This window comes from Lacrimispora sinapis, assembly GCF_043633585.1.
Classification (GTDB): Bacteria; Bacillota; Clostridia; order Lachnospirales; family Lachnospiraceae; genus Lacrimispora; species Lacrimispora sinapis.
In genome coordinates this window covers 1,628,206-1,640,773 of record NZ_CP141832.1, presented here as the reverse complement: position 1 = coordinate 1,640,773, position 12,568 = coordinate 1,628,206, and the positions used below count along the sequence as shown (strand labels likewise).

The window sequence follows — 12,568 nt, the reverse complement described above, 5'->3', positions numbered from 1 at the left end:
TTCACCCTCTCCTTGCCTTTAATTCATTCAGCAGGACCTGCCACTCTTTTTCCCCTGCACCTGTTTCCATCGACAGCCGCAATGCCTCTATCACATAGGAATTGCAGAGCATATAATCTGCACAATCCTGGGGTGTTGTAATATCATTAGATGACCGAGACTCTGCTGCCATATCATAAAGTGTATGGGTTTGCTCATCGTCCAACATTAAAAAATATGCCAGTAATTTCAGTCTCTCTGCCGTAAAGGTGCTGCTTCTTCCTTTCTCAACCTCACTATAGAACTGTGGCGATACTTTTATGGCTTTCGCCGTTTCCCGTAGAGATTTTCCTTTGCTTTTTCTAAGTGTCTCCACGTATTTTCCAAATCTTAATCTATGGTCTGTATTCATAGCTTTCTCCCTATAAAGAATTTTATATGGTAAGCATTGCCATGAATACAAACATCTATTCGTCAACTTGTTAATTGACATAAATATTTTTTGTTGGTTTTGGTATTTTGAATTTTATAGACAAAGTCAGATTAAAAAATCCCCTGCTGCCTGCTAAACATTAAGCTGACAGTGGGGATATATGATTTGAATTAGAATTGTTGCTGTCAGAAATTCAAGACAGGATTCCGCATTTTAAAGCATACTGGCACATCTGCTCTTCTTCGGTGTAGGTTTCATCATATTTACTCTTAATCTTCCCTACTTTGATATCTTCCATTAAGTCTTCCAGGAATTTCTTAAAATCCGGGTTGCTATCGACCAGACGGTTAATGGTATCCCAGTCAAGGGATTCCTTTTCCTTTGCCGAGAACAGGATTTCACTTTGCATGAAATGCTCCGCATCTAACCGGATTACTCCGATCCCGAATGCATTGTTTAAACGGCGCATTTCATCCATTAATTCCGGGTTCTCCGTAATATGTAGTGCTACCAGATAGCCTTCATGCGCCCAACTGGAATTGGAAACTGCCTGGAAATAATACTCCCGGAGGTTGGCAAGATTGATATTGATTTTCATTTCAAAGGAATACAGCTTATAAGGATTCACTTTTAAAATATCAAATAGCTTAAGGGTATTCGGTGTATAAGATTCAAAGGGAAAATGTACCCCTACAAGATCCGGGTGCAGCCATTTGTTCTTTCCACTCTTTTCACGCTTGGAAACTTCATGGTATATGGTTTTTGTAGAGCATTTAAAATGTTCATCGGAATTCACAAAACTGGAAAGCAGAATGTGTAAATCCCGTTCTGCAAATTTCAGCTTCTTTCCTGCCCGTTCCTGCCTGTCCTCATACTCCTGTAATCCTGCCGTTTGACCTTTCAGGAAGAACTTGACCGGGCGTTTGCTTACCTGTTCAAATATCGTATCCTGGTTGTTCTTGAGGTCTACATATATTCTGGCTGACAGGGTACGGATAGGGGTTTTGCCGGAGGAAGAAAGTTTCTCCAATAAGCCATATCTGCCCGCCGCTTCCCACAATTCTTCTACTGACAGTGGTATGTTTTCGTGTTCTAATACTTCTTTTGCTAAATCTAAAAAGCTATAACCCATTAATTAATTTCCCCTTTCGTACATGTTATTTTTTATTGTATCACATTCTAGGAAAGTTTGGGAGAATCCCCAATAGAGATATGTATCTATCTGATATATTTTTATTCTATATTAGCTACTTTCTTTTTTCAATTGATATTTCATAAATATAAGTTGCCTCTTAGCTAAACCCTAATTTTTCTTCCATAAACAATTATCAAATTAAATACTCAACAGATTAGAAAAATCCATCTGCTTTTTTCATCTTTTTCTTTATTTATATTTTTGTTATAATAGTTTCATAAGATGCTAGGAGTATTTTATGATTATACAAACTGAAACCTACCGACCTTTAGAATGAGATATTGCAAATTTATTTGTTCTTGACGAACTCGTTATACACAATAAACTACTTTGTTTTAAATGATACTAAGAGAGACGTTGTTGACCATTGCGTTGTAATTCCTGACTAACCAGAAAATGTTGACAATTTTCAATTAAAATTGAGGAGGACTTCAAATGGAAGATATTATAGATATTGGTCAAACCATAAGCGCTAATATTAATGAACTAATACAGAAAAATGAATCCAATACTGTTCAAAATGATGATTTTACAAAAACTTGGTGTGACTTAGTCATGCTTCCTGCAGCCCGCATTGAATATATAATCCAGACATCTGTTCACACACAAAAAGGCTATAATAGAGATGAAGCCGTTATATATGGACAGCTAATACGTATTTACAAAATGCTCTGTTTTCAAAGACGTTTAGTGTGTAAAAGAACAATGACCACCGAATTGGCTGGTTTTTTTGAGAGAATGTTATTGGAAGATAATATGAATCTACAATACTTTGTTCTCAACTACCAAAGTTCACAATTAAATGATTTTCGCGTACATAGCTTAAAACCGGAAGCCTTTTTTGAAAAAGCAATTAACGATGACATTAAAAAAAATGGAGGAAAAACATCACCATGGCAGACAGAATTATTAAGTTCCATACACAACACTTATAATAAAGCTGGAATATCTTATGAGGAAGTCAGAGAAAATAAAACTAAAGTTCCCAACATTAGTGACAAATTCCGCTCTACTGGAAATCAGCGTCTATACGATATTGCATACAGAACCAAATGTCATAATATTCATGGCGATTGGGTGGATATCACCCAGAATTACTTGAATTACGACAAAGCCTCCGATACTTTCAGCCCTAATTTTCAAGAACATGAAGCCGATATTCGCCAACTCAACCCAGTATTGATTATATGCTGTGATACAATAATAAAATTCATTAAAGGTTTTTCTGGTCATGGCATATCCCAAGATTTATGTACAGAAGTTGCCGAAGATCAACAACTGATAGTTCTCCTTGAAGAAATGCATGATAACTTTTTAAATAAACGGGATTTGCTAGATGGAATTGAGAGCCCACTGTTGCAATAAACATCTCTTTAGCATACTCCCTTATCATAATTATGAAAATACGCATATTCCAATATACCTTTTAGCGAAAATCTATCTTTTCCGCAAAAGTCCTGAAACAGACATTTTGGCGTTACCCCATCCCCCTTTAGGATTTCAGTAACGCCAAACAGATTTTATTAGCACAGACTCATAATCTCAGAAAAAACCTCTCAATCCCACATAAATTCAAGGTTTCCTCGACAGAAGACAAACCGTTTCAACATTCGCCGTAGAAGGAAACATATCCACGCAACACACCTTCTCCACCCGATACCCATTCTCCTGCAGCACCACCAAATCCCTGGTTAGGCTTGTTGGCTTGCAGGACACATACACCAGCCTGTCCACGCCAAAATCAATGATCTTTAAAAGAGCCTTCGGATGGATTCCATCTCTGGGAGGATCCAGAATAATGAGATCCGGTTTGTCCTTTAGTTCATCAATCACCTTCAACACATCTCCGGCAATAAATTCGCAATTGTCCAGGCCGTTAAGTTTGGCATTTTCCCTGGCAGCGTCTACCGCTTCGGAAACAATCTCCACTCCCACGACTTTCTTGGCAACCGGCGCTATGATCTGAGCAATGGTTCCTGTTCCGCTGTATAAGTCAAATACCACCTTATCCTTTGTTTCACCCACATACCTTCTTGTGGTTTCATAAAGCACTTCCGCTCCCAGAGAATTGGTCTGAAAGAAGGAAAACGGAGAAATTTTAAATCTCAGTCCTAAAAGTTCTTCATAAAAATAATCCTGCCCGTACAAAATATCGGTCCTGTCACTTTTTACCACATCCGCAAGACTGTCGTTCAACGTATGAAGGATACCAACAATCTTACCGTTTAACTCCAGCTTCAGCAATTGCTCTGTTAATGGAGTCAGGTCCATGTCTTCCTGTGTCGTGGTTACCAGATCGATTAAAATTTCACCGGTCTTAATGGCACGGCGGACCAAAAGATGCCGCAGATATCCGATATGCTGCATTTTCTTATAAAATCCCGTTCCCCGGGCTTCAAAATATTCCTTGACTGTTTTTAATATATGGCAGAAATCAGAATTTACGATCCTGCAATCCGTGGTGGTCACCACATCATAAAAACTGCCCCTCTTGTGCATTCCAAGAGCCAGAGGGCCATCTTTGTATTCGTCTCCAAAGGAAAACTCCATCTTATTCCGGTATCCGTCTTCAATAGGACTGGCCTTAATTCCTTCAAAATCATAGGACTCACAGACACCGTCAATTAAATCTTTTACCTGTTTCTCTTTGATTTTTAACTGCTCTTCATAAGGTATCGTCTGATACGTACAGCCTCCGCAGCTTCCGAAATGAGGGCAGGGGTCTGCCGCAGTCTCCAGACTGGAAGGTTCAAGCACCTCAAGAATTCGGCCTTCTGCCTTTCCACCACGTTTCTTGTTGATCATCACACGCAGCTTCTGCCCCGGAAGTGCATGCTTCACTGTAATTTTTCCCTCCGGCAGTTCGATGATCCCTTTATCCGGAAAATCAAAACGGCCGACGGTTCCTTCGTATATCTCACCCTTTTTCACTATGCTGACTCCTATCCTTTTAATTATATCCAATCGAGCAAAAAGCGTGTCTCATCAATTGAGGCACGCTCTCTCTCTATTATAATGCCAATCTTACTTTTCAGAACTTTCGTCGGACTGGTCGTCTTCAAAGAAATCATCGTCGAAATCGTCATCAAAATCATCTTCAAAATCTTCCAAATAATCCGGTGTGAAGAAACGATATACGGTATAGGCAATTCCTGCCACTGCTGCTACCGCACCTACAATCGCCAGTATCCAGAGGATACAGTTTTTCTTCTTCTCTTCCTGTTCTCTTTTATGAAGCAAATCATTCACTCTGCTTGAGTTCATAAGATCTTCCAGTCTGCTCATAGCCTCTTTGCTCATTGCATCAAATCTGTTCATGTCTCCACGTCCTTTCTGAGAGCCTTGCTTTCCTTAATTACGGCAAAGGATTCGTCTCTCTGCCTATGGGAGTTATTATACCATTATATCGGTTCTTTTACTATCATTTTCACAATTTTTTTAAATTTTATGTATTTATAATTTAATTTACAAAAGTTTCAATTTAGCAAAAGAAGCGAACATTTTTTTAACGCCTGCTTTCTCGAAATGAACGGTAACTTCGTAATCTCTTCCGCCATCCTTAATTTCCATCACCTGGCCTTCTCCAAACTTGATATGGCTGACCCGGTCACCTTCTTTATAGTCTAAGGAAGCTGCCTTCTCAACCGTAAATGCCTTTCCAAACCCAGGGCTTGACGCCGGCTGCGCAGTTTTGGAAGCATAGGCGTTCTTACCCGGTCCGAAACTGCTGACTCCGGCGGAACGTACGGACGGCTTTCCCCATGGCAGTGCACTGTCATCAAAATCGGTATTACTGCGCACCGATGAAAGTCTCGGTTCCAGTTTGTTGGAATCCAAAAGGTGGTCGGGGATCTCCTCCACAAACCGGCTGACCTTGGAATACCGGGTCTCTCCATTGACCATGCGCTGTCTTGCCGCGGTCATCATCAAGAACTTTTGTGCTCTGGTAATCCCCACATAGCAAAGCCGGCGTTCCTCCTCCACATCTTCTTTATCATCTGAGGAAATGGACATCATGCTTGGGAATAAACCGTCTTCCATTCCGCTTAAATACACTCTGGGGAACTCTAACCCCTTGGCGCTGTGGAGGGTCATAAGCGTCACCCGGTTTTCCGAATCATCCATCCGGTCTACATCCGCCACAAGAGCTACTTCCTCCAGGAATTCATTGAGATCCGGATGTTCATGGTCCCCTTCAAAGCTGACCGCTTTATTAATAAGCTCTTCTATATTCTCAAGACGGGTCTGGTACTCGATTTCTCCTTCTGATTCCAATTCCTTTAAATATCCGGTTTCATCAAGCACATCTTCGATCAAATCATGGATGGAGTAGGCCTCTTCCTGAATCCGGTCTCTAAAATCCTCGATCTGTGCGGTAAAGCCAAGCACCTTATCTGCCGCTTTTCCCAGGCCAGGAACTGCCTTTGCCCGGCAAAAGGCGTCATAAATGCCAAATCCATGCTCGGACGCAAACGCCTGAATCCTGGATAGACTGGTGGCTCCGATGCCGCGCTTTGGAACGTTAATAACTCTCAATGCGGAAAGATCATCCCTTCCATTGGCAATGGTTTTTAAGTAAGCCAGTACATCCTTGATTTCTTTTCTTTGATAGAAGTTGACGCCTCCCACCATGCGGTAAGGTACATTGTGCTGAAGACACTTTTCTTCAATCAGACGGGACTGGGCATTGGTCCGGTATAAAACGGCACAGTCCTGATAGTCGGCAGCGCTGTTTAAAATATCCCGGACAATGGCATCCGCCTCCTCACCGGCATTTTCAAACTGCTTGAAAAGGACCAGAGGCCCCTCCTCATTGGCGGTCCAAAGGGTCTTGTCCTTCCGGCCCCTGTTGTGGCGTATGACTTCATTGGCTGCATTTAAAATGCTCTGGCTGGAACGGTAATTCTGCTCCAGCTTTATGACCACTGCACCAGGATAAGCCTTTTCAAAGTTTAAAATATTCTCTATATTCGCCCCTCGGAACTTATAGATGGACTGGTCATCATCCCCAACCACACAGAGATTCCTGTATTTGCCTGCCAGAAGACTGACCAGCTTAAACTGGGCGGTGTTGGTATCCTGATATTCATCCACTAAGATGTATTTAAAACGTTCCTGGTAGTAATTAAGAATTTCCGGATTGCTCTCAAAAAGCTGTACCGTCTTCATGATCAGATCATCAAAATCCAGGGCATTGTTCTTCTTTAACTGGCTTTGATATTCCTTATAAACCTGAGCCACTTTTTTCTGACGGAAATCACCGGTAGAACCGGCTTCAAATTCCGCAGCTGTTATCAGCTCATTTTTCGATGAGGAAATCACACCCAGCATTGCCCGGTCTTTATACACCTTTGGGTCCAGTTCAAGTTTTTTCAGCACATGGCGCATCAGCGTCTTTTGGTCGTCGGAATCGTATATGGTAAAATTCGTGGTATAACCCAGGCTTTCAATGTGCCGCCTTAAAATACGGACACAGGAGGAATGAAATGTGGAGACCCAGATGCTGTCAGCTCCGAATCCTACCAGTCGGTCCACGCGTTCCCTCATCTCTCCGGCCGCTTTATTGGTAAATGTAATGGCAAGGATGTTCCATGGATTAACCCCTTTTTCTTCTATCAAATAGGCAATCCGGTGTGTAAGTACCCTGGTCTTTCCTGACCCGGCTCCAGCCAGTACAAGAAGCGGTCCCTCCGTATGGAGAACCGCTTCCTTTTGCATGGGATTTAAAGTATCATAAATGCTCATAAATTATACCGTTTCTTCCTTTCCTTCCGCTTTCATGCCCAAATAAACCTTCAGTTCCTCTACCTGGGACTCTGCCAGCCGCCGGCCGTCTTCATAAAGTGCCTGCAATTTACGCTTATCCTGTTCGGTTCTATGTACCGTCACATGTTTATCCGGCCGTATAACATAGATTCTACCAGCCTCTTCCAGCCGGTCGATCTCCTCCTGCATACGGTTATATCGGTCGGGAACCTCTTCAAGCGCCTTCAAAAAATGGGGCAGAGGAGCAAAATAACGCTCATATCCTCTTTTTGTCCATTGATCCAGAGGCGGCTTCCGGTATCCCCGTTCCCTGGTGAGGACCACCACAATCTTTTCATATCCAAGATCTATGGCCCTCTGATAGGCGATGGGCATGGAACAGCCTCCATCCAGATATTTTTTCCCGCCGACACTGATCATACCGGAAAGAATGGGAATACTGCTTGAGGCCTTTACCGCACTGATAAAATCTTCACAGGTTCCTTTTTCAAAATATTCCGGCTTCCCTGTCTTACAGCGGGTAGCCGCCACTTCAAATATCTGTTTGGAATTATGAAAGGTATCATAATCAAAGGGAACCAGGGTATCGCTTAATTCCCCGAATAAAAAATCAAAATTAAAAATAGAGCGATTCTTTACCATGTTTCTAAAACTAAGGAACCGCTTATCTCTGACATAATCCAGATTCACCTTGATCGTCCTGCCAATCTGTTTGCTGATATAGCTCATTCCTGCCATAGAACCTGCAGAAACGCCATTTACATAGGACAATTCAATTTCCTTTTCCATAAGTACATCAAGCACTCCGGCGGTAAAAACCCCCCGAAGGGAACCTCCTTCTAAAACCAATGCTCCTTCTGTCATTTTATCACCTCACGTTCTATTCTATTGCATTTCCCCGGTTCGGTCAATCCTTTTCCATCTGGGAAAACTGGCTCCGGTATAATTTATAATAGGCTCCCTGGAGATTCAAAAGCTCTTCGTGGCTTCCGGATTCCATAATATTTCCCTGGTCAATAACAAAGATCCGGTCCGCCTTTCGGATGGTGGACAGACGATGGGCAATTATAAAGGAGGTCCTGCCTTTTAAAAGTGCATCAATCCCCTTTTGAACCAGCAATTCTGTGTGGGTGTCAATGCTTGAGGTGGCTTCATCAAGAATCAGGATTCCAGGCCTTGATACCATGGTTCTGGCAAATGCCAGAAGCTGTCTCTGGCCAATGGATAATCCGGCTCCCCTTTCGCTGATCACCGTATCATAGCCCTGTTCCAGTTTCATGATAAAATCATGGGCACTGACCGCCTTTGCGGCCTCCACGACTTCCTCCTCAGATGCGTCCAACCGGCCATACCGGATATTGTCTCTTATGGTTCCGGAAAAGAGGAAATTGTCCTGGGTCATGATTCCCATCTGGCTTCTTAAACTTTTTAAGGTGGCATCTTTGACCTCATGGCCGTCGATTTTTATACTTCCCTTGGTGGCTTCATAAAAACGGCTGATCAGATTGACAATCGTGGTCTTACCTGCTCCCGTAGGTCCCACCAGCGCAATGGTCTCACCTGGTTTCACCGAAAAACTAACGTTATTTAAGATCAGGCGGTCCGGTTCATCGCTGTAAGCAAAGGAAACATTTTCAAATACCACCTCTCCTTTTATTTCCTGCAAGTCTTCCGCTCCTGCCTGATCCATGATTTCCGATTCCGTATCAATGATATCAAAAATACGTTCTGCGGCGGATATATTGGTAGTCAGTTTATTATAAAAGTTGGCCAGATTGCGGATCGGGCTCCAGAACATGGCGATATAGGTGGAAAAAGCCAGAAACGTACCGATTCCGATCTGTTCCACTCCTACAATGCGGATACCGATAAAATACAGCAAAAATCCTCCCAGGCCCCAGGTGATCTCCACCAGAGGACCGAACGCATCGGCGACAAGGACCGCATCAATGAATGATCTGTAATGCTGATTCACCAGATCATGGAACATCTTCTTTGTTTCCGGCTCTGCGGCAAAGCTTTGTATGATCCTGATACCGGAAAGATCCTCATGGACATATGCATTTAAATTGGAGGTTTTCTTCCGATAGACCTGCCACCTTCTATGAACTGTGGTTTCAATGAAAAACATGCCCACGGCTAAGATAGGAAGTGTCAGCAAAGCCGCCATAGCCAGCCGGTAATTTTTCACCAGCATAATAACTGCCACGAAAATCACAGTCAAAAGATCAGGAATCAGCTGGGTCACACTATCTGATAAAACATCTTTTAACGAATTCACATCTCCAATGATCCTGGCCAGTATTTTCCCAGTGGGACGGCTGTCAAAAAAGCCGAAGCCCAGGGTCTGTATATGGCGGTATAACTCTTCCCGGATATTTAAAAGCACCTTATTGGACACCTCCGCCATCAAGCGCATCCGGATCTTGGTTCCCATCAAAAAAAGCAGGTACAGAACCACCGCCCCGGCTCCCAGCCGCAGCAGTCCTTTCATGTCCTTCTGTGCCACGCAAACATTGATGGCATACTCCATGATCAGGGGGGCCAGCAAACTGATGGTTATGGTTCCCGCCATGACAAACAACACGATCACGATTTCTTTTTTATAATCCAAAAGATACTTAAACATCCGGAGCATGGTATCCTTTTTTAAGACTTCCTTTTGGTCTTCATCTATTCTGCTGGAATTGACTGCCATTTTACTTCCTCCTCTCCGTACTGCACCTGATAGGTTTTGTAATACTCTCCCCGTTTTTCCATAAGCTCCTTATGGGTCCCCCGTTCAACGATTTTTCCTTCTGAAAGAATCAGAATTTCATCTGCGGTGCGCACTGCGGAGATCCGATGGGCGATGATTATTTTGGAGCTCTCTTTTAACTCCGATAAATGAGCTTCAATTTCCTTCTCAGTTTCCATATCAAGAGCCGATGTGGAATCATCTAAAATCAGGATGGGACTTTCTTTTGCAATGGCCCTGGCTATGCTGATGCGCTGTTTCTGACCGCCGGATAGTCCCACGCCCCGTTCTCCGATTACCGTATCATACTGTTCTGACAGTTTTGTAATAAAGCTGTGTGCCTCCGCAGAAATCGAGGCCTGCTGCACACTTTCCCACTGAGCCGCGTCCTTATTACCGGTTTTAATGTTTTCCGTTATGCTGTCGGAAAAGAGAAACACATCCTGCATGACCACTGAAATCTGTCCCCTTAAAAGAGACAAGGGAAGATCCTTTATATTAATTCCATCCAGCAGAATTTTTCCGTCCGTTACGTCATAGAACCGCTGGATCAGATTGACGATGGAACTTTTCCCTGAACCGGTCACACCCATGATCCCCAGTGTTTTTCCTTTCTTTAACGTGAAGTGAATATCCTCTAAAATGCGTTTTCCATTTAGTTCAAAGTTTACATGATCAAATTCCAGTTCCCCCTTAATTAGGTCCGGAGACACCGGCTTGTCATTGTTTTTGATCACCGGCTGTTCTTCCATGATTGCTTTGATTTTTTTGTTGGAAGCCATGGCAGCTGCCAGATCGTTGCTCAGCCAGCCGATCATTTCCATGGGCCAGATAATATTGCTCGCATATTCCGAAAAGGCACCTAAATCTCCCAATGTCATCTTATCATGGATCACGAGAATCCCTCCGATCACGATGACAGCCATAAGCAGTATTTTGGATAAAAAAGAGATGTTTGGCTGATAGCGGACAATGAGTTTTGCCTGCCTCATATTTAAGTCATAATACTTTTTGTTATGCTTTTTGAATTTTTCAATTTCATGCTCTTCTCTTGCAAAGGCTTTTACCGTACGCACACCTGCCAGATTTTCCTGCGCAACCGTATTTAATTCTGCGGTCTGCTCACTGATCTTATCGTAAACCTCACCAAGCCCGTTCTCCATCTTAATGGCGTACCAGGCGATCACAGGGAGAATGGCCAAAGGGATCAGTGTTAATACCGGACTGATCCGATACATGCAGATAATAACCACTACGGTATGAATGGTGCACTCCAGGACCAGCATCCCCACGAACCCAAAGGCATTCCAGATTCGTTCCGCATCATCCTTGATTCTTGCCATCAGCTCTCCTGTGTTATGATTATCAAAATAGCCCATGGATAAGGTCTGAATGTGGTCGAATAAATCTTTTCTTAATCGGCTGCCAATCCCGGCTGCCGCATAATCAAATATAAATTCTTTGGTATACTGAAACACCGCTCTCCCTAATCCGATTCCTACAAGTCCAAACAGCAGCTTCATGAGAATCTGCATTTTTCCGCCCACAATCACATCATCAATGATGTGCTTTGTGATTTGAGGCGCTGCCGCATCGAGAAGAATGCTGACGATCATGGCTGCGATCGCAAGGACGTACAGGAAGCAATACTTTTTTACATACTTCCATAGATTTTTCATACTTTCCTCCTTAATCTTTTACAAACACGAGAATATTTCACGCATCTATACTAAAAAAAACCGGAAAAAGCAGCATAGTGCGGCCTTTTCCGGTAAATTCAGAAAAAAATAGCCGCAGTCCTTTCAGACTGCGGTTTATACTCATAAAATACTCTTACTAAGAGCTGAAGTGATCCCTTTATCAAGTACGCGGGGAGACTATATTCCATGAGGCAGACTGAATGAATGTAACGTGAAATCCCATTCCATTAACTCCATTGATTCCAATCATGTTGTTGATGCTCATCATAGTTACTGCCTCCTTTTCTTAAAATTTCGTTAATCGTTTCAGCAATAAGAATACTGCCAATATTTTCATTTGTCAAGCAATTTATGAAGACAATTCCTCCTGCTGTTTTTTGGAAAGCTTGGAAAATACCAGATAATAGGATTTTTCAAGCAGGTCCTTTAATAGATTCTCAGGAACAGTTCCATTGGTTTTTACAGAATTCCAGTGGATCTTGTCCATGTCATATCCCGGAACAATATCTTCATACTGCTGTCTTAAAAACGCTCCCTCCGCAGGTTCCAGCTTTAAATTGATCAAATGGTCTTCTCCCTGCTCATCCCTGCAGACAGCCGCAAACATCTTATCACCTATAAAATATCTGGTCCAGTTCCATTCCTCTTTCACATCACTGGACACCCCTTTCATTGCTTTCAAATACTCATCAATCCACTGATACTTCATACATTGCCCCCGTTTTTTCACTTATTTTCTATTACGATTTCATTTTAGC

At 42.7% G+C, this 12,568-nt stretch carries 10 protein-coding genes; 1 reads left to right on the top strand and 9 read right to left on the bottom strand.

The window, feature by feature from the left end:
* Window position 1: 1 nt before the first annotated feature.
* Together VIG27_RS07525 and VIG27_RS07520 are read right to left on the bottom strand one after the other, a co-directional pair.
* Entirely contained in the window at window positions 2-391 is a 390-nt protein-coding gene (locus tag VIG27_RS07525) for a helix-turn-helix domain-containing protein (protein ID WP_394526799.1), read from the bottom strand.
* A gap of 214 nt (window positions 392-605) precedes the next feature.
* Complete coding sequence (locus VIG27_RS07520) at window positions 606-1,544, bottom strand: COG2958 family protein (protein ID WP_394526796.1); 939 nt, start codon at window positions 1,542-1,544, stop codon at window positions 606-608.
* Window positions 1,545-2,042: 498 nt separating this feature from the next.
* Between VIG27_RS07520 and VIG27_RS07515 the strand changes: the two genes are divergently transcribed.
* A complete protein-coding gene (locus VIG27_RS07515) occupies window positions 2,043-2,972 on the top strand; it encodes a DUF5677 domain-containing protein (protein ID WP_394526794.1) in 930 nt (309 codons plus the stop codon).
* A 207-nt stretch (window positions 2,973-3,179) separates the two neighbouring features.
* On the opposite strand, the gene rlmD is transcribed toward VIG27_RS07515, so the two are convergent.
* The 7 genes from rlmD to VIG27_RS07480 all read right to left on the bottom strand — a co-directional run bounded on the left by rlmD (window position 3,180) and on the right by VIG27_RS07480 (window position 12,519).
* Window positions 3,180-4,538 (bottom strand): 23S rRNA (uracil(1939)-C(5))-methyltransferase RlmD, encoded by a 1,359-nt coding sequence (gene rlmD / locus VIG27_RS07510; protein WP_394526792.1) that lies wholly within the window; start codon window positions 4,536-4,538, stop codon window positions 3,180-3,182.
* Window positions 4,539-4,631: 93 nt separating this feature from the next.
* Complete coding sequence (locus tag VIG27_RS07505) at window positions 4,632-4,925, bottom strand: DUF4366 domain-containing protein (protein ID WP_394526789.1); 294 nt, start codon at window positions 4,923-4,925, stop codon at window positions 4,632-4,634.
* A 147-nt stretch (window positions 4,926-5,072) separates the two neighbouring features.
* A complete protein-coding gene (pcrA, locus tag VIG27_RS07500) occupies window positions 5,073-7,352 on the bottom strand; it encodes a DNA helicase PcrA (protein ID WP_394526787.1) in 2,280 nt (759 codons plus the stop codon).
* A gap of 3 nt (window positions 7,353-7,355) precedes the next feature.
* Window positions 7,356-8,237 (bottom strand): patatin-like phospholipase family protein, encoded by an 882-nt coding sequence (locus VIG27_RS07495; protein ID WP_394526784.1) that lies wholly within the window; start codon window positions 8,235-8,237, stop codon window positions 7,356-7,358.
* 43 nt (window positions 8,238-8,280) lie between these two features.
* Window positions 8,281-10,071, bottom strand: coding sequence for an ABC transporter ATP-binding protein (locus VIG27_RS07490; RefSeq protein ID WP_394526781.1), 1,791 nt, complete (start codon window positions 10,069-10,071; stop codon window positions 8,281-8,283).
* Window positions 10,047-11,789, bottom strand: a complete 1,743-nt coding sequence (locus VIG27_RS07485) for an ABC transporter ATP-binding protein (protein ID WP_394526778.1) — start codon at window positions 11,787-11,789, stop codon at window positions 10,047-10,049. The genes VIG27_RS07490 and VIG27_RS07485 overlap by 25 nt, the downstream gene beginning before the upstream one ends.
* Before the next feature lie 370 nt (window positions 11,790-12,159).
* The gene (locus tag VIG27_RS07480; RefSeq protein WP_394526776.1) at window positions 12,160-12,519 is read right to left on the bottom strand and encodes an MmcQ/YjbR family DNA-binding protein; all 360 of its coding nucleotides are present in this window, start codon (window positions 12,517-12,519) and stop codon (window positions 12,160-12,162) included.
* Window positions 12,520-12,568: the final 49 nt, after the last annotated feature.